This is a genomic window from Solirubrobacter phytolaccae (genome assembly GCF_027587195.1).
Taxonomy (GTDB): Bacteria; Actinomycetota; Thermoleophilia; order Solirubrobacterales; family Solirubrobacteraceae; genus Solirubrobacter; species Solirubrobacter phytolaccae.
The window spans coordinates 1-17,926 of sequence record NZ_JAPDDP010000080.1 but is presented as its reverse complement, the minus strand read 5'-3'; the positions used below and the strand labels follow the sequence as shown (position 1 = coordinate 17,926).

16 protein-coding genes are annotated in these 17,926 nt (G+C 71.0%); 10 read left to right on the top strand and 6 right to left on the bottom strand.

All coding sequences use genetic code 11. The features are described 5' to 3' along the window. Window positions 1-3 precede the first annotated feature (3 nt). From OJ997_RS29980 to OJ997_RS29955, 6 genes are read left to right on the top strand one after another with little or no spacing between them, the layout of a single operon-like run. A complete protein-coding gene (locus OJ997_RS29980; RefSeq protein ID WP_270029037.1) occupies window positions 4-903 on the top strand; it encodes an SCO3242 family prenyltransferase in 900 nt (299 codons plus the stop codon). Beyond that, window positions 900-1,742: a sugar phosphate isomerase/epimerase family protein gene (locus OJ997_RS29975; protein WP_270029036.1), complete on the top strand. Its 843-nt coding sequence runs from the start codon at window positions 900-902 to the stop codon at window positions 1,740-1,742. Before OJ997_RS29980 ends, OJ997_RS29975 begins: the two co-directional genes overlap by 4 nt. Then, the gene (locus tag OJ997_RS29970; RefSeq protein ID WP_270029035.1) at window positions 1,739-2,461 is read left to right on the top strand and encodes an EboA domain-containing protein; all 723 of its coding nucleotides are present in this window, start codon (window positions 1,739-1,741) and stop codon (window positions 2,459-2,461) included. Before OJ997_RS29975 ends, OJ997_RS29970 begins: the two co-directional genes overlap by 4 nt. Beyond that, the gene (locus tag OJ997_RS29965) at window positions 2,458-3,318 is read left to right on the top strand and encodes a TatD family hydrolase (protein WP_270029034.1); all 861 of its coding nucleotides are present in this window, start codon (window positions 2,458-2,460) and stop codon (window positions 3,316-3,318) included. The genes OJ997_RS29970 and OJ997_RS29965 overlap by 4 nt, the downstream gene beginning before the upstream one ends. A 7-nt stretch (window positions 3,319-3,325) precedes the next feature. After that, the gene (gene eboE / locus OJ997_RS29960; protein ID WP_270029033.1) at window positions 3,326-4,459 is read left to right on the top strand and encodes a metabolite traffic protein EboE; all 1,134 of its coding nucleotides are present in this window, start codon (window positions 3,326-3,328) and stop codon (window positions 4,457-4,459) included. Continuing rightward, window positions 4,459-5,850: an alkaline phosphatase family protein gene (locus OJ997_RS29955; protein ID WP_270029032.1), complete on the top strand. Its 1,392-nt coding sequence runs from the start codon at window positions 4,459-4,461 to the stop codon at window positions 5,848-5,850. Before eboE ends, OJ997_RS29955 begins: the two co-directional genes overlap by 1 nt. A gap of 391 nt (window positions 5,851-6,241) precedes the next feature. On the opposite strand, the gene OJ997_RS29950 is transcribed toward OJ997_RS29955, so the two are convergent. Both OJ997_RS29950 and OJ997_RS29945 read right to left on the bottom strand, forming a co-directional pair. Then, the gene (locus OJ997_RS29950) at window positions 6,242-7,408 is read right to left on the bottom strand and encodes an ROK family transcriptional regulator (RefSeq protein WP_270029031.1); all 1,167 of its coding nucleotides are present in this window, start codon (window positions 7,406-7,408) and stop codon (window positions 6,242-6,244) included. Between the two features lie 141 nt (window positions 7,409-7,549). Further along, window positions 7,550-8,779, bottom strand: a complete 1,230-nt coding sequence (locus tag OJ997_RS29945; protein ID WP_270029030.1) for an ROK family transcriptional regulator — start codon at window positions 8,777-8,779, stop codon at window positions 7,550-7,552. A 137-nt stretch (window positions 8,780-8,916) separates the two neighbouring features. Here OJ997_RS29945 and OJ997_RS29940 point away from each other — a divergent pair, with 137 nt between their 5' ends. The 4 genes from OJ997_RS29940 (at window position 8,917) to OJ997_RS29925 (ending at window position 13,685) form a co-directional block, all read left to right on the top strand. Then, window positions 8,917-10,071 carry a Gfo/Idh/MocA family protein gene (locus OJ997_RS29940; RefSeq protein ID WP_270029029.1) on the top strand — a complete coding sequence of 385 codons (1,155 nt, stop codon included), beginning with the start codon at window positions 8,917-8,919 and terminating at the stop codon, window positions 10,069-10,071. Beyond that, complete coding sequence (locus tag OJ997_RS29935) at window positions 10,068-11,603, top strand: sugar ABC transporter ATP-binding protein (protein WP_270029028.1); 1,536 nt, start codon at window positions 10,068-10,070, stop codon at window positions 11,601-11,603. Before OJ997_RS29940 ends, OJ997_RS29935 begins: the two co-directional genes overlap by 4 nt. After that, entirely contained in the window at window positions 11,600-12,574 is a 975-nt protein-coding gene (locus OJ997_RS29930; RefSeq protein ID WP_270029027.1) for an ABC transporter permease, read from the top strand. Before OJ997_RS29935 ends, OJ997_RS29930 begins: the two co-directional genes overlap by 4 nt. Before the next feature lie 73 nt (window positions 12,575-12,647). Beyond that, on the top strand, window positions 12,648-13,685 hold the full coding sequence (locus OJ997_RS29925) for a substrate-binding domain-containing protein (RefSeq protein ID WP_270029026.1): 1,038 nt from the start codon (window positions 12,648-12,650) through the stop codon (window positions 13,683-13,685). 15 nt (window positions 13,686-13,700) lie between these two features. Here the strand turns inward: OJ997_RS29925 and OJ997_RS29920 are convergent, their stop codons facing one another. From OJ997_RS29920 to OJ997_RS29905, 4 genes are read right to left on the bottom strand one after another with little or no spacing between them, the layout of a single operon-like run. Continuing rightward, window positions 13,701-14,195: a MarR family winged helix-turn-helix transcriptional regulator gene (locus tag OJ997_RS29920; RefSeq protein WP_270029025.1), complete on the bottom strand. Its 495-nt coding sequence runs from the start codon at window positions 14,193-14,195 to the stop codon at window positions 13,701-13,703. Window positions 14,196-14,210: 15 nt separating this feature from the next. After that, window positions 14,211-15,815: an acyl-CoA mutase large subunit family protein gene (locus tag OJ997_RS29915; RefSeq protein WP_270029024.1), complete on the bottom strand. Its 1,605-nt coding sequence runs from the start codon at window positions 15,813-15,815 to the stop codon at window positions 14,211-14,213. Beyond that, entirely contained in the window at window positions 15,812-16,942 is a 1,131-nt protein-coding gene (locus tag OJ997_RS29910) for a glycosyltransferase (RefSeq protein ID WP_270029023.1), read from the bottom strand. Before OJ997_RS29910 ends, OJ997_RS29915 begins: the two co-directional genes overlap by 4 nt. A 43-nt stretch (window positions 16,943-16,985) precedes the next feature. Then, window positions 16,986-17,801 (bottom strand): mycofactocin-coupled SDR family oxidoreductase, encoded by an 816-nt coding sequence (locus OJ997_RS29905; RefSeq protein ID WP_270029022.1) that lies wholly within the window; start codon window positions 17,799-17,801, stop codon window positions 16,986-16,988. Between the last annotated feature and the right edge of the window lie 125 nt (window positions 17,802-17,926).

The window sequence follows — 17,926 nt, the reverse complement described above, 5'->3', positions numbered from 1 at the left end:
GCGATGCAGCGCGGCTTTCGGCGACGGGCTCGGATTCGCCGCGCGGGTGACATCGCCGAGCTGGTCCGGCTGCCCGCGGTGCTGTCCGTGCCGGGCGACGTGCTCGTCGGCGTCGCCGCGTCCGGCCAGCTCGGCAACGTCCCGCGGACCGCGGGGCTGGTCGCGTCGTCGTCGATGATGTACCTCGCCGGCATGGCGCTCAACGACTACGCCGACCGTGAGGTCGACGCGGTCGAGCGTCCCTCACGGCCCATTCCCTCCGGGCGTGTCTCGCCCGAGTTCGCGCTGGGGTTCGCGGGCGCGCTCACCGCAGGCTCGCTCGCGCTGGCCGTGGCCGCCGACGGTCGCCGCGCGCTGCCGGTCGCGTGGCCGCTGGCCGCCGCGGTCTGGGGCTACGACCTGTTCGGCAAGGACACCCCGGTGGCGTCGCTGTCGATGGCCGCGTGCCGCGGGCTGGATGTGCTGATGGGCTCCGGGACGCGCGGCGCGGCCGCCGCCCTGCCCGCCGCCGCGGTGGTCACGGCGCACATCACCATGGTCACCGAGGTCTCGCGCCAGGAGGTCACCGGCGGCGACCCGGGCGTGTCCAAGCGCGCGCTGGCGGGCACCGCCGCCGTGGCGAGCGTGAGCGCGCTGCTGGCCCAGGGGGCGCCGAAGCTCACGCGCGGCGCGGCCTTCGGCCTGGCCGGCGCCTACGGCGCGTTCGTCGGCCGCGCGCACGTGGACGCGATCGCCGAGCCGACCCCCGCCCGCCTGCAGAAGTCCGTCGGCGCTGGGATCATGGGCCTCATGCCGCTCGAAGCCGGGCTGCTCGCCGGGTCGGGCTCGCTCGGGCCCGCCGCGGGCATCGCGGCGCTGTTCCCGCTCGCCCGGAAGATGGCCAAGAGGAGGAAAGTGACTTGAGCCTGCGCTTCGGCTACGTCTCGAACGGGTTGTCCGACCACCGCCTCGAGGACGCACTCGAGCTGCTGTCCGAGAACGGCTACGGCGGCATCGCGCTGACCCTCGACCACATCCACTTCGACCCGTTCGCCCCGCGCCTGCGCGCGCGTGCGGCGCGCGTGCGCGCGGAACTGGAAGCGCGGGGGATGACGTGCGTGGTGGAGACGGGCGCACGCTTCGTGCTGGACCCGCGCCGCAAGCACTTCCCGACGCTCGTGAGCGACGGCCGCCAGAAGCGCGTGGACCTGCTGTGCACCGCGGTCGACGTCGCGGCCGAGCTCGGCGCGCCCGTCGTCTCGATGTGGAGCGGCTCGATCGCGCCCGACGAGTCGCCCGAGAAGGCGTGGGACCTGCTGGTCGACGGCTGCGAGCGCGTGCTCACCCACGCCGAGGCGAACGGCATCACGCTCGCCTTCGAGCCCGAGCCGGGCATGCTCGTCGAGCAGCTGTCGGACTACGAGGAGCTGCAGCGGCGGCTCGGCAGCCCGCCGGCGCTCGGGCTGACGCTCGACATCGGCCACATCGTCTGCCTGGAGCCGATGTCGGTGACCGAGTGCGTGCGCCGCGGCGCACCGACGCTCGCGCACGTCCACATCGAGGACATGCGGCGCGGCGTCCACGAGCACTTGATGTTCGGCGAAGGCGAGCTCGACCTCGACGAGAGCCTGAGGGTGCTCTCCGAGATCGACTACACCGGGATGGTCGCGGTCGAGCTCTCACGACATTCCCATGCCGCGCACGAGACGGTGCCGGCGGCCAAGTCCGCGCTGCGCGCGGCTGAGCGTGAGGCGATTCGATGAAAGATCTGACTGCTGCTTTGGAGGAGCGGGCCCGGCCCGAAGGACTGGCCTGGCTGCGCGAGACGAGCGCCGCGGTGGCGGCCGACGCCGCCGCGCTGCGCACGAAGTTCGCGATGGTCGGCCGCAAGGTCGGGCGTGAGCCGCTGGACCCGTCCGCCGACCCCGCCGACGTGTGGGCGTGGACCGTCGACGACGCCGCGCGCGTCCTGCTCCTCCTCGCCGCGGGCGAGCGGGCCGAGGCCGAGCTGGCCGAGCTGTACCGCTTCGGTGACGCCGCCGAGCGGCGCGGCGTGCTGCGCGCACTCGCGTACCTGGACATCGAGGACCGTGGGCTCGGACTCGTCGACGACGCGATCCGCACGAACGACACGCGGCTCATCGCTGCGGCGCTCGGGCCGTACGCGACCAAGCACCTGTCCGACGCCCAGTTCGACCAGGCCGTGATCAAGTGCGTCTTCGTCGGCGTGCCGATCCTCGGCATCGACGGCCTGCCCGAGCGCGTGACGCCGGACGGCGCGCGCATGCTCGCCGCCTTCGTGCACGAGCGCGTGGCGGCCGGCCGTGACCTGCCGCCCGAGGTCTGGACGGTCATCGACCAGTACCCGTCCGCGGAGCACATCGCGGCCATCGAAGCTGAGCTGCAGAGCCCGTTCGAGGACCGCCGCGCGGCGGCCGAGCGTGCGCTGAGTTACCGGAACGTCCAGGAGCAGAACGCATGAGAATCTTCGACCCGCACGCGCACATGACGTCGCGCACGACCGACGACTACGAGGCGATGTACGCCTCGGGCGTGCGCGCGCTGGTGGAGCCGGCGTTCTGGCTCGGGCAGCCGCGCACCGCGGTCGGCTCGTTCATCGACTACTTCAACTCGCTGCTCGGCTGGGAGCGCTTCCGCTCGGGGCAGTTCGGCATCCGCCATCACTGCACGATCGGCCTCAACCCCAAGGAGGCCAACGACGAGGCGCTCGCGCGCGAGGTCATCGAGGTCCTCCCGCGCTTCCTGGCGAAGGACGGCGTGGTCGCGGTCGGCGAGATCGGCTTCGACGCGATGACCGCCGCCGAGGAGTGGGCGATGAAGGCCCAGCTCGAGCTCGCCGTCGAGTTCGAGCTGCCGGTGCTCGTGCACACGCCGCACCGCGACAAGGCGCACGGCACGCGCAAGACGATCGAGATGGTGATCGAGTCGGGCGTCAAGCCGGAGTTCGTGGTCATCGACCACAACAACGAGCTGACCGTCAAGGACGTGCTGGACTCCGGCTGCTGGGCCGGCTTCTCGATCTACCCGGGCACGAAGATGGACGAGTACCGGATGGTCCGCGTCGCGCAGGAGCACGGCCTGGAGCGGATCCTGGTCAACTCCGCCTGCGACTGGGGCGTCTCGGACCCGCTGAAGGTCCGCAAGACCGCCGACGCGATGGCGGAGGCCGGCTTCAGCGCCGACGACATCGATCGCCTCGTGTGGCGCAACCCGGTCGAGTTCTTCGCCCAGAGCGGGCAGCTGATCATCGACGACATCGAGGCGCCGGACCTCACCGCGACCTTCGAGGGCAGCGGCGTGCTGCGCGGGGAGCGGTAGGGCACGGATGCGTCTGCGTCACCCCGACGGCAGCCTGCTTCACCTCGCGTATTGCTCCAACGTCCACCCGGCTGACGACCTCGACGGGGTCGCGGCGCAGCTCGAGCGCTACACGGCGCGCGTGCGCGAGCGCCTCGACGTGCCGTCGCTGGGCGTCGGCCTGTGGGTCGCGGCGCCGGCGGTGGCCGACGAGGCGGCCGCGGACCGGTTGTCGGAGCAGCTGCGCAAGCTGTCGTTGGAAGTGGTGACGCTCAACGGCTTCCCGTACAAGGCGTTCCACGCCGACGTGGTGAAGACCGACGTGTACTGGCCGCACTGGGCGCAGGACGCCCGGCGCGAGTACACGAAGGGGCTGGCGCGGCTGCTCGCTCGCCTGCTGCCCGACGACGTCGAGGAGGGCTCGATCTCGACGCTGCCGCTGGGCTGGCGCGAGGGATGGGGCCCGGCGGAGCAGGAGGAGTCCCTGCGCGGGCTCGCCGACGTCGCCGCTGAGCTCGAGCGCGTGCACCGCGACACGGGCAAGCGGGTTCGGCTGGCGCTCGAGCCGGAGCCGGGCTGCACGATCGAGACGATCGCGCAGGCCTGTGAGGCGCTGCGCGGCCTCGCTCCCGACTGGATCGGCGTGTGCCTGGACGCGTGCCATCTCGCCGTGCAGTTCGAGACGGGGGAGGGCGCGGTCGCCGCGCTGGACGAGGCGGGCGTGTCGGTCGTCAAGACGCAGGTGTCTTCCGCTCTGCGGGTGGATGACCCGTCGTCCGAGGCGGGGCGCGAGCTGCTCGCGGGGTTCGTCGAGCCGAAGTTCCTGCATCAGACGCGCGAGATCGTGGACGCGCGGGTTCAGGGCACGGACGACCTGCCGGAAGCCCTGGAGGGCGCGCTGCCCGCGAAGGACCAGTGGCGCGTGCACTTCCATGTGCCCGTGCACACGCACGAGCACACGACCCAGGACGAGCTGGTCGACACGCTGGGCGAGCTCGCCGGGGGCGCGGCGCCGCGGACGCGGCACTATGAGGTCGAGACCTACACGTGGAGCGTCATGAAGGACGCGCCCACGGATGACGAAGGGCTCGTGGCCGGGCTGGCCTCCGAGCTGGAATGGACGCGCGACCGTCTGGTCGCGCTGGGAGCGGAGGTTCTGTAATGACGCTCGTGGTGGTGGACGCGGTCGGACTCACGCCGCGCGCGCTCAAGCACATGCCGCGTACGGCGAAGCTGGGCGCTACCGGCTTCCAGGCCGCGCTGGACCCGATCGTCCCGGCGGTCACCTGCTCGGTGCAGGCGTCGTTCGTGACCGGCAAGCAGCCGACCGACCACGGCATCGTCGGCAACGGCTGGTACTTCCGTGACCTCGGCGAGGTCTTCCTCTGGCGCCAGCACAACAAGCTGGTCCAGGGCGAGAAGGTCTGGGAGACGGCTCGGCGCGCGAAGTCCGACTTCCGCGTCGCGAATGTCTGCTGGTGGTACGCGATGGGCGCCTCGACCGACCTCACGGTCACCCCGCGCCCGATCTACTACGCCGACGGCGCCAAGGCACCCGACTGCTACACGTTCCCGCCGCAGCTGCACGACAACCTCGTCGGCCCGCTCGGCGAGTTCCCGCTGTTCCAGTACTGGGGACCGACCGCGAACATCAAGTCCACCAAGTGGATCGCGGACGCCACGAAGATCGTGCTGGACAACGAGAACCTCGACATGGCGCTCGTGTACCTGCCGCACCTGGACTACGACCACCAGCGCTTCGGCCCCGAGTCGCCCGAGGCGCTCACCGCCGCGCGCGAGCTGGACGAGGTGCTCGGCGACCTGATCGACCACTGCCGCACCCGCGGCGACCAGATCGTGGTCCTCAGCGAGTACGGCATCACCGAGGCCCGGCGGCCGGTCGAGATCAACCGCGCCCTGCGCCGCGCCGGCTTCCTGAACGTCTACACGCAGGCCGGCATGGAGTACCTCGATCCGTGGACCTCGCGCGCGTTCTGCGTGAGCGACCACCAGATCGGCCACGTCTACGTGCCCAACGCGGCGGACATCCCCGCGGTGCGCGAGCTGCTCACGAACCTCGAGGGCGTGGGGGAGGTGCTCGAGGGCGAGTCGCTGGCCGCGGCCGGCCTGAACCACGAGCGCTCCGGTGAGCTCGTCGTCCTCGCCGAGCGCGACGCCTGGTTCACCTACCACTACTGGCTGGACAACAAGCACGCTCCGGACTTCGGCCAGCAGGTCGAGATCCACCGCAAGCCGGGCTACGACCCCGCCGAGCTGCTCTGGGACCCGGACGACGAGAAGGGCGCCAAGATCCGCGGCGCCAAGGCCCTCGTGCGCAAGAAGACGGGTTTCCGCTACGTCCTCTCGGTCGTCGGCCTGGACGCGTCCAAGTACATCAAGGGCACGCACGGCCTCATGCCGCCCGGCGACGAGGACGGCCCGGTGTTCCTGTGCAGCGAGGGCTCGCACGCGCGGGACCGCGTGGCCGCCACGGACGTGCGCGACCTGCTGCTGGACCTGGCCGGCGTCACCGAGGCCGCACGCGCCTCTTAGGGCGCGGCGCTCAGTTCAAGTGGCGCTCCCGGGTGCGGTGTCGCGTCCGGGAGCACACCGTCGGGCGGCGCGCTCTTGCTCGGTGCATCGAGCGTCGAGTTTCTGGTCGCTGCGCCCAGAAACCCAGCGCTCGAGTGCACGTGCGCACTTGGCCCGCGCCCGGGCTCGCCGGCCCCAGCCGGCCTGACCAGCCCAGAGCGCGCCGGCCGCGTCGGGTCAAGAAACTCGTGACGACCGCCGCGCACCCCGCCGCCGTGGCGGCCACGAGTTTCTTGACGCGGCGCCCGACGGTGTGCTCCCCGGACACGGCAACACGGCGAGACGCGTCACGCGCGGAGCTCCACGGCGAGGACGCGCCACGGCGCGCGCGGGCGTGCCCGCGCGCGGGTTGCTACGCGGCCAGGCCGGCCTGGATCGCGCGGTCCACGGCCTCGGGCGCGAGCACGTGCTCGATGACCATGATCGCGGCGCCGATCGCGCCGGCGCGGTCGCCCAGACGGGAGGGCACGATGCGGAGGTCTCCCGTGGCCAGCGGCAGTGAGCGCTGGAAGATGACTTCGCGCACGCCCGCGAGCAGCTGCTGGTGGGCCTCGGAGATGTCGCCGCCGATGACGATGGCGCCCGGGTTGAAGAAGTTCACGCAGCCGGCGAGCACCTCGCCGAGATAGCGGCCCGCGTCGCGGACGGCCTGGATGGCCTGGGGCTCACCCGCGCGCACGAGCGTGACCACGTCACGCGAGGACTCGGCGTGCAGGCCGGCGGCGGTGAGGTTGGAGGCGAGCGCGCGGCCGCCGGCGACGGCCTCGAGGCAGCCGATGTTGCCGCAGCGGCAGATGACCTCGTCGTGGCCCGCGAGACGGACGTGGCCGATATCTCCCGCCGCGCCCTGGGCGCCGCGGTGGATGCGGCGGCCGGCGACGATGCCGCAGCCGATGCCCGTGCCGATCTTGACGTAGAGCAGGTGCTCGATCTCGCGCCAGTAGGTCCAGTGCTCGCCGAGCGCCATGATGTTCACGTCGTTGTCGACGAGGACCGGCGCGTCGTAGTGCGAGCTGAACCAGCCGGGGATGGAGTAGCCGTCCCAGCCGGGCATGATCGGCGGCGCGACGGGCTCGCCGCGCGAGAAGGCGACCGGGCCGGGGACGCCGACGCCGATGCCGCGGACGTCGTCCGGGCTGCGCTGGATCTCCGTGAGTAGGCCGACGAACGCCTCATTGACGTTCTCCAGCACGATCTCGGGACCGTCGGCGATGTCCATGTCGAACGTGGTCTCCGCGAGCGGGCCGCCCGCGAGATCCGACACGACGAGGCGGGAGTGCGTGGCGCCGAGATCGGCGACCAGGACGACACCCGCGCCCTGGTTGAAGGCGAGCACCGTGGGCGGACGGCCGCCGGTGGAGGCACTCCCACCGGCCTCATAGACGAGCTGATGGGCGAGCAGTGCGTCAAGCCGCTGCGCGACTGTTGAGCGCGCAAGACCGGTGCGGCGCACGAGATCCGCGCGCGTGACCGCCTCCCCGTTGCGGATCAGGCGAAGTAACGACCCCGCGCCGGTCATGGGAGTTGGTTCGCTTGAGGGTCCGCCATCGACGGAAGTAAAGCAGAGGGGGCGGCGGCTCGCCGTGCCTTCTGACGGAAAGTTTCGCTGGCGGCCGCACAAAAAGTCGAACTCCGGCCGACTTGCGCCAACCCGCTGGTCTTAAGCCGTCGCGGGGCGCTTTTTTGCCGCACCCGCCATATCGGCGGCGATCGCGCGGTCGACCGTGTCCGGCGCCAGCACGTGCTCGACGACCATGATCGCGGCGCCGATGACGCCCGCCCGGTCGCCCAGCTGCGAGCAGCCCATCCGGAGGTCTCGCGTGGCCATCGGCAGTGACCGTCCGAAGGCGATCTCGCGCACGCCCGCGAGGAGATGCTGGTGCGCGTCGGCGATGTCGCCACCGATGACGATGGCGCCCGGATTGAAGAAGTTGATGCACTCGGCCAGGACCTCGCCGAGGAAGCGGCCGGCGTCACGGACCGCGGCGACGGCGGCGGGCTCGCCCGCCTTCACCAGCCGGACGACGTCCCGCGAGGTCGTCGCGTCCAGTCCGCGGCGCGCGAGCTGCGCCGCGAGCGCGCGCCCGCCCGCGACCGCCTCCAGGCAGCCGACGTTGCCGCAGCGGCAGACGACGTCGTCGTGCCCGGCGAGCCGCACGTGCCCGATGTCCCCGGCCGCGCCCTGCGCGCCGCGGTGGATCCGCCGGTCGGTGACGATGCCGCAGCCGATGCCCGTGCCGAGCTTGACGAACAGCAGGTGATCGGTGTCGCGCCAGTGCATCCAGTGCTCGCCGAGCGCCATGATGTTCACGTCGTTGTCGACGAGCACCGGCGCGTCGTAGTGCTGGGCGAACCAGTCCGGGATCGAGTAGCCGTCCCAGCCCGGCATCATCGGCGGCGCGACGGGCTCGCCGCGAGAGAAGGCCACGGGCGCGGGCACGCCCACGCCGATCCCGCGCACGTCCTCGGCGCCCCGCCCGACCTCCGCCAGCAGCTCCTCGAACCGCTCGTTGACCCACGCGAGCACGTCCTCGGGGTCCCGCGCGATGTCGGTGTCGTACGCACGTTCGGTGAGCGGCGCACCGGACAGATCGCTGACCGCCAGGCGGGAGTGGGTCGCGCCGAGATCGGCCACGAGCACGACGCCCGCCGAGCGGTTGAACGCCAAGACCGTCGGCGGCCGGCCGCCGGTCGAGGCGCTGCCGCCGGCCTCATAGACCAGCTGGTGCGCCAGGAGTGCTTCGACGCGCTGGGCGACGGTGGAGCGGGCAAGTCCCGTACGGCGGGCGAGGTCCGCGCGCGTAACGGCCTCCCCATCGCGGATGAGCGACAAAACACGCCCCGCACCGGTCGGTGATGTGCTGCCGTTGCCCTCTCCCGCCATCAGCATGCCGTCGAGTTAACCAGACTTCTCGGGTCAAATCGACTGAAGTGTCCAACCGAAGACTTCGATTGTCTGACGAACTTGGTTATTCGTCGACAGGCTTTTGCTTGACACTCGGATGAAGTCGTACTAGCTTGGTTTGCATGTCACGAGGTGTTCGTGTTGCCATCGCAGGGACCGGGTTCATCGGTGCCGTACATGCGCGCTCCGCCCGGCTTGCGGGGGCTTCCCTCGTGGGGGTGGCCGCTTCCTCGCCAGAAAGCGCCCGGCGTGCCGCCGCGGCGCTCGGCGCTGAGCGCGCGTTCGAGTCCGCCGACGAGCTGGTTGCTGCAGACGACGTCGACGTCGTCCACATCTGCACACCTAATCATCTTCACGTCCCGCTCGCCGAGGCGGCCCTCGCCGCGGGCAAGCACGTGATCCTCGAGAAGCCGATCGCGATGGACGCGGACAGCGCCCAGGCCCTGGCCGACGCGGCCGCGCAGTCCGGGAAGATCGCTGCAGTCCCGTTCGTCTACCGCTTCTACCCCACAGTGCGCGAGGCGCGCGAGCGGGTGCGCAACCAGAGCACCGGTCCCGTGCGTCTCATTCACGGCACGTACCTCCAGGACTGGCTCCTGAAGGCGACCGACGACAACTGGCGCGTCGAAGAGGATCTAGGCGGCGCCTCGCGGGCGTTCGCGGACATCGGCTCGCACTGGTGCGACCTCGCCGAGTTCGTCTCCGGTCATCGCATCGTGCGCCTGTGCGCGCGCACCCTGATCGCCAACCGCGAGCGCACCAAGACCGAGGCCCACGCCGCCTTCTCGAGCGCCAACGGCGCCGGCGAGGCCCGCTCCGTGGGCACCGAGGACGCCGCGGTCGTGCAGTTCGAGACCGACCAGGGCGCCGTGGGCTCCACCGTCATCAGCCAGATCTCCGCCGGCCGCAAGAACCGCCTGTGGCTCGAGATCGACGGCGGTGAAGAGGCGCTCCAGTTCTGCCAGGAGGAGCCGGAGGAGCTGTGGGTCGGCCGGCGCGAGTCGGTCACGCTGGTCAAGCGCGACCCGGAGCACATGTCCGCCGCCGCCCAGCGCTACGCCGTGCTTCCGCCCGGTCATCCGCAGGGCTACGCCGACTGCTTCGACGCCTTCACGGCGGAGGTCTACGACGCGGTCGAGACCGGTACGGTTGCCGATGGTTTGCCGGTGTTCGCGGACGGCCTGCGCGCCGCCCGGCTCACCGACGCTGTCCTTCGGTCCGCTCGTGAGGACCGTTGGGTCGACGTTTCGATCGAATCTGCGGGGGTCGCAGGATGAGCGAGAGCACCGCTCCGCTGCTCGAGGTCCGAGGGATCACGAAGCAGTATCCGGGAGTCATGGCCCTGAAGGGCATGGACTTCGACGTACGCGCCGGCGAGGTGCACTGCCTGCTCGGCCCGAACGGCGCCGGCAAGTCGACGCTGATCAAGTGCATCTCGGGCGTGCATGCGCCGACCGAGGGCGAGATCCTGATCGAGGGCAAGCCCCTTCCGGTCGGTGAGCCGTCGCAGTCGATGGCGCTGGGCATCGGCACGATCTACCAGGAGCTCGACCTCGTCGAGGACCTGCGCGTCGCCGAGTCGATCTTCCTCGGCCACGAGCCGCGCCGGCTCGGCCTGCTGGACCGCGCGAAGATGCGCGCCGACACGACCGCGCTCCTGGAGCGCCTCGAGCACGGCGACATCAAGCCGGACATGTTCGTCCGCCAGCTGCGCCCCGCCGCGCAGCAGATCGTCTCGATCGCCCGCGCCCTGTCGCGCAACGTGAAGCTGCTGATCATGGACGAGCCGTCCGCGATCCTCGACGACGGCGAGGTCGAGATCCTCTTCGGCGTCGTCCGCAAGCTCACCGCCGACGGCGTCGGCGTCATCTACATCTCCCACCGCCTGGACGAGATCCCGCGCATCGGCGATCGCGTCACGGTCCTCTCCGACGGCCGCACGGTCGCGACCGGCCTGCCGGCCGACACGCCCCGCGCGCAGCTCGTGGAGAAGATGGTGGGCCGCAAGGTCGACCAGCTGTTCCCGGACCGCGCGAAGGTCGCCCCGGACGCCGACGTGGTGCTGGACGTCCGCGGCGTCTCGGGTCTCCCGCGCGTGAAGGAGTGCTCGTTCCAGGTGCGCGCGGGTGAGGTGCTCGGCATCGGCGGTCTCGTCGGCGCCGGTCGCTCCGAGCTGCTGCGCCTCGTCTACGGCCTCGACAAGCCGAACACCGGCGAGGTCCACCTGGACGGCAAGAAGCTCCCGGCCGGCAATCCCGCCGTCGCGATCGAGCGCGGGATGGGCCTGGCCCCCGAGGACCGCAAGTCCCAGGGCCTGCTGCTGCAGTGGAGCCTGGCCAAGAACGTGAGCGTCGCGGACATGAGCCGCTTCACCACGGCCGGCTTCATCAACCTGCGCGAGGAGCGCAAGCAGACCGGCGAGAAGCTGCGCGAGCTCAACACGGTGCCGGACAACCCGAACCGGATCACGCGCGAGCTGTCCGGCGGCAACCAGCAGAAGGTCGTCCTGGCCCGCTGGCTCCTGCGCGAGTGCCGCGTCCTGCTGCTCGACGAGCCGACGCGCGGCGTCGACGTCGGCGCCAAGGCCGAGATCTACCGGCTGATCGCCGAGCTTTCGGCGGCGGGTATCGCCGTCGTGGTGGTTTCCTCCGAGATGGAGGAGCTGATGGGGTTGAGCTCCCGAATCCTGATCATGCGCGAGGGCGAGCTGGTCGCCGAGGTCGACGGGAGCACCGCGACCGAGGTTGAGCTGCTGAGCCATGCGGTCGCGCCGACTGACACCAATGTTGTTTTGGAGGAGACACGATGAGCACGGCTGAGGCGGCGCCTCCCGCCAACAAGAAAGCGGCCGGAAGCGGCAAGAGCTTCGACATCCAGGAGTACGCCCTCGTCGGCGTGATCGCGCTCCTGGTCGTCGCGGGGACGATCCTGAAGGGGGACTCGTTCCTCTCGACGGACAACCTCTTCAACGTGCTCCGTCAGGGCTCGATCGTCGGCGTGCTGGCGATCGGCATGACGTTCGTGATCGCCACCGCCGGCATCGACCTGTCGGTGGGCTCGATGCTCGCCGCCTCGGGCGTCGCCGGTGGTCTCCTCGTCGACTCGGGCTCGTTCGCGTTCATCGTCGGCGCGATCCTGATGGGCCTTGCTCTCGGCGCGGTCAACGGCCTCGCCGTCGCGTACGGCAAGGTCGTCCCGTTCATCGCCACGCTGGCCATGCTGCTGATGGCGCGAGGCCTCGCGTTGTGGATGAGCGACAAGACCCCGATCTCCCTCTTTGACCTCGACGCGGTGCGCTGGTTCGGCACGGGCGAGGTCATCGGCATCCCGTCGTCGCTGATCGTCTTCTTGGCGGTCGCAGCGATCGGCTGGGTGTTGCTGAACCGCACCCCCTACGGCCGCTATGTCGTGGCCGTCGGCGGCAACCCTGAGGCCGCGCGGATCGCGGGCATCAAGGTGCGTTGGATCCTGTTCAGCGTGTACGCGCTGTCCGGGCTCTGCGTCGGCATCGCCGCCATCCTGCTGTGCGGCCGGCTCGCGAGCGCTTCGCCCGTGGCCGGCAACCTGAACGAGCTCGACGCGATCGCCGCCGTGGTGATCGGGGGAACGAGCCTCGCCGGCGGTCGCGCGACGATCGTCGGAACGGTGCTCGGCGTGATCACCTTCGCCATCGTGTTCAACCTGCTCACGCTCATGAACCTGGCGGTTGAGATCCAGTCGATCACCAAGGGCGGGATCATCCTCGCCGCCGTGCTGCTGCAGCGCCGCAGCAGTAGCTGAACGGATTCTCAACACAGAAGTAACCGAACGGAATCACCCTAGATCGCTCGTTGCAATGAGGAGGAGTGCCAACATGAAGTTCAAGAGTGTCGTGCCGGTGGTGTGTGCCGGCTTCGCCCTCGGTCTCGGAGTCGTCGCCTGTGGCGGCGAGGACGAGCCGGAAGGCAACGCCACCGCCACGGCCACGCAGTCGGCCACGACGGAGGAGCAGGCCGCTCAGAACGCCGACGTCAAGGTCGCGTTCTCGGCCCCGGCCGCCGACCACGGCTGGCTCAAGGCCCTGTCGGACAACGCCAAGGCCAAGGCTGAGGAGCTCGGCCTTGACATGACGGTCAACGACTCGGCCACGACGTCGGCCGAGCAGGCTGACCAGATCGAGACGCTGATCCAGGAGAAGCCGGACGTGCTCGTCGTTCTGCCGAACGAGGGTGAGCCGCTGACCCCCGTCGCGCAGAAGGCGATGGACCAGGGCATCCAGGTCATCAACATCGACCGTGAGTTCTCGGCTGCGTCCGCGTACCACACGGTCATCGGTGGCGACAACTACGGCATCGGCGTGCAGGCCGGCAACTTCTTCGCCGACCAGCTGCAGTGCAAGGGCAACGTCGTCGAGATCCAGGGCGTCGCGGGCATCTCGGTGACCGAGCAGCGCTCGAAGGGCTTCGCCGACCAGCTGAAGAAGCGCTGCAACGACGGCATCAAGATCGTTGCCTCGCAGCCGGCCGACTTCGTCCCGGACAAGGGCCTCTCGGTCATGGAGAACATCCTCCAGGCCCAGAAGCAGATCGACGCCGTCTACACGCACGACGACGACATGGGCGAGGGCGTTGCCTCGGCCATCGAGAACGCCGGCCGTCAGGACGAGATGTGGATGACGGGCGCCGGCGGCTCCAAGGCCGTCATGGAGAAGGTCAAGGAGGGTGGCCTGTGGAAGGCGACGTTCCTCTACAACCCGGCCATGTCCGCTGACGCCGTCTACCTGGCGTCGCTGCTCGGCCAGAACAAGGGGATCCCGGGCTTCGCCGCTCCGGAAATCCCCTCCCGCATCACGCTGGCCGCCACCACGGTCACGCAGGAGAACGTCGACGAGTTCATGAGCCTCGGCTTCTAAATCGCCTGCGGCTTCTTAATCGAAGCCGTCGGCATCCGCTCGCAGGCGATGCAGCGTGCGAGTGACGGCATCGAGCTCCTCCTTCGCGAGGGGCTCGGTGCCGAAGTGGATCTGATTCAAGATCTCTGTGGCTTGGGCCGCCGTCTGGCGGCCCTTGTCCGTTAAGGCGGCGAGCGTCGTGCGCCGGTCGCGCTCGTGCGGTTCTCTCGTCACGAACCCGGACCGCTCCAGGCCGTCAATGATGTTGGTGACGCTCGTGCGGTGCACCTGCAGGCGGTCGCCCATCTTGCCCAGCGGCAGCGCGCCTTTGCGGCTGTAGAACAGCAGCATCAGCGCCTCGTAACGCGGGAACGTCAGGTCGAACGGCTTGAGCGTGTCGTTCAGGCGCGCGAGCAGGATCTGCTGCACGCGCATGATGCTCGTGACCGCCGCCATCGACGGGACCGGGTCCTCGCCGAAGTGCTTGGCCCAGTTGCGGGCCGCTTCTTGTACTGGATCGAAACTCGGCAAGGCTGCCGAGCCTACTTAGAAGACCGGCGACTCCGTGTAGGCACCCCAGACGTGCTGGAGCGCGTCGACCATCTCGCCCTCGGTCGCGTGCGCGCGGGCGCAGGCGATCAGGATCGGCATCAGGTTGCTCTGCGTGGCGGCCGCGGCGCGCAGCTCGGCCAGCTGCCGTTCGACCTCGGCGCCGTCGCGACGCGCGCGGACGGCCTGCACACGGCCGATCTGCTTGCGCTCGAGATCGGGGTCGATGCGCAGGAGTGGGGTCTCGCCGTCGTCGCCCTCGGTGTAGCGGTTGACGCCGACGACGACGCGCTCACCGGCGTCGATCTTCTCCTGCAGCTCGAACGCGGCGTCCGCGATCTCCCGCTGCGGGTAGTTGCGCTTGACCGCCTCGACCATGCCGCCGAGCTCGTCGATCTTGGCGAAGTAGGCGTAGGCCTGCTCCTCGATCTTGTCCGTCAGCGCCTCGACGAAGTAGGAGCCGCCGAGCGGGTCGACCGTGTTGGTCACGCCGGTCTCGTGCGCGATCACCTGCTGCGTGCGCAGCGCGATCCGGACCGCGTCCTCGGTGGGGAGGGCGAGCGCCTCGTCGTAAGAGTTCGTGTGGAGGGACTGCGTGCCGCCCAGCACGCCCGCCATCGCCTCGATCGCGGTGCGGATGATGTTGTTCAGCGGCTGCTGGGCGGTGAGGCTCACGCCGGCCGTCTGCGTGTGGAAGCGCATCAGCCAGCTGCGCGGGTTCTTCGCGCCGTACGTGTCGCGCAGCTCGCGCGCCCAGATCCGGCGCGCGGCGCGGTACTTGGCGATCTCCTCGAAGAAGTCGATCTGCGCGTTGAAGAAGAAGGACAGGCGCGGTGCGAAGTCGTCGACGTCCATCCCGCGCGCGAGCTGCTCCTCGACGTAGGTGAAGCCGTCCTTGAGCGTGAACGCGAGCTCCTGCGCGGCGGTCGCTCCCGCCTCGCGGATGTGGTAGCCCGAGATCGACACCGGGTGCCAGCGCGGCATGTTGCGCGTGGACCACTCCATCATGTCGCCCAGCAGGCGCATCGCCGGGTCGACCGGGAAGCACCACTCCTTCTGGGCGATGTACTCCTTGAGGATGTCGGCCTGGATCGTGCCGCCGAGCTTGTCGGCGGGGACGCCCTGCTCCTCGGCCGCGACCACGTAGAAGGCCAGCATCATCGCCGCGGGTGCGTTGATGGTCATCGACACGGTGACGTCGCCGAGGTCGATGCCCTGGAAGAGCGTCTCCATGTCGTCGACCGTGTCGATCGCGACGCCCTCACGGCCCACTTCGCCGAGGCTGCGTGGAGAGTCGCTGTCGTGGCCCATGAGGGACGGCATGTCGAAGGCGGTGCTCAGGCCCGTCTGCCCGTGCTCGAGCAGGTAGCGGAACCGCTCGTTGGTCTCCTCGGCGGTGCCGAAGCCGGCGAACTGCCGCATGGTCCACAGCCGCCCGCGGTACATCGACGGGTAGACGCCGCGCGTGAACGGGAACTGGCCCGGATCACCGATGTTGGCGTCGTGCTCCCGGACGTCCTCCGGCCCGTAGAGCGCCTTGATCGGCTCGCCGGAGAGCGTCGTGCGCTCGGCCTGCTGGGGGTCGTGCTTGATCGCGCTCATGAAATGCGTGGACCTGAGATAGTTGGAAGTCCTCGTATCTTACCCCAGGCGACCCCGATTCCATACGCGCTGGCCAGGTGTGCGAGCCCGAGGGCGGATTGCTTGAGCGATTGGGCGGTCCAGATCAGCGCGACGTGGCGCGGCACGCCCTTCGCGTGCAGCAGTCGGGCGAGCGCGAACGGGCGGGGACGCGCGAGGGTGACGTGCCGGAGCCGGGTCGGGTGACGGGCCGCGAGCGGCGCGGCGGACGTGCCGTACCGGAAGGTGCGCGCGAGCGTGCGGCGCTCGTAGTGCAGGACGACGACGCTCGGGTCGTAGATCACGCGCTGGCCGTCGTCCTGCAGTCGCCAGATGAGGTCGACGTCCTCGCCGTAGCGCAGCTGTTCGTCGAAGCGCACGGGCGTGCGGACGAGCAGCGCCGCGCTCGGCACGTACGGCACGGTCCGGCGCGGACCCATGTCGAGCGGCGACCGCCGCCGGTTGGCGGCCCGGACGCGCGGCGCGACCGCCGCCACCTTGGGATCGTCGAAGTGCCCGGCGAGCCGCTCGATCCAGTCGGGCGGCGGGAGCGTGTCGGCGTCCAGGAACGCGACGAGCTCCGTGCGCGCGTGCTCGAGCCCGGTGTTGCGCGCGGCGGCCGGCCCGCCGGTGCGGTCACGGCGCACCGCTCCCGGGATCGGCACGGCCGAGCCGTCATCGACGACGATGACGCGGGGCGGCGACGGACGCGCGCCGCCGCCGGCGCGCGATGTCGCGGCGGGCGGCGATGTCGCGGTGGGCGGCAACGTCGTGGCGGGCGGCGACGTCGTGGCGGGCGGCGACGTTGCGGCGGGCGCGTCCGCGCCGCGGCCGCCGAGCGTGGCGAGGCAGCGGGCCAGGCCGGCGGCGTCGTCCTTGACGGGGATCACGATCGTGATCTCGACGTGGGTGGGGGCGGGGCGCGGGTGGGCGAAGCCGGCGTCGAGCAGGCGTTCCCCGAGGCGGCGTTGCGCGGGCGTCGCGGTGTCGGCGAGCAGTGCGCGCAGCGCGGCCGGACCGCCTTCGCTGAGCCGGATGATGCGGCCGCGCGCGGCGAGGACGCGCCCGCCGGCGTAGAGGCGGACGGCGGGGTCGAGGATGAGCCTCACGACGGCCGAGCGCCGCTCGTGGCGGCGGCAGCGCGCGCTCGCCTCATAGCGAGAGGCCGCCGTCGACGGCGTAGTCCGCGCCGGTCACCGCGCGCGCCTCCGGGGAGGCCAGGAACGCGATCACGGCCGCGACCTCCTCGGGCTCGATCAGGCGACCGAGCGGCTGCTGCGCGGCGAACGCCTCGGCTGACTCGAGGCCGTACAGTCGTGCGCTCTCGTCGAGGATCGGCGTGCGCGTGGAGCCGGGGGAGACGGCGTTGGCGGTCACGCCCGTCCCGCCGAGCTCGACGGCCAGCGCACGCACGAACCCGACGACGCCCGCTTTCGCCGCGCAGTACGCGGCCAGCTGCGGCAATCCGCGTGTCGCTGCGGCAGAGGCGACGGCGATGAACCGCCCCTCGCGTGGCTCGGTGCGCCGCAGCAGCGCCGGCACGCCGACCCGCGCGGCGGTCATTACCCCGCCGAGGTTGACCTCGAGCACCGCCGCTTCGGCCGCCGGGTCGAGCTCCCACGCGGGCACGCCACCGGCGATCACGCCGGCGGCGGCGACGACCACGTCGAGCTCGCCACCGGCCGCGTCGATCGCCGCACGCAAGGCCTCCGTGTCGGTCGCGTCCGCGCGCACGCGGGTGACGTGCCCGCGGCGCGGCGCGTCCGCCGCGAGCGACATCTCCGCGGCGGAGCGCGGTGCGCTCGGCGCGTCCGCGGCGGGCGCGAACCGACCGAGCGCGTACGGCAGCCGTGCGTCGTCCCCGTCGCGGTCGATCGCGAGCACGTCGAACCCGTCGGCGACGAGCCGCGTGACCGTCGCCGCTCCGATCCCGCGCGCGGCGCCGGTGACGAGCGCGAGCCGCGTCACGCGCAAGCCTCGGGGAAGGCACGAAGAACGCGCGGGGTCGCGCCGTGCCGGCGAGCGCACGTGGCGGCGCCGTGCCGGCGAGCGCACGTGTCGGCGCCGTGCCGGCGAGCGCACGTGGCGGCGCC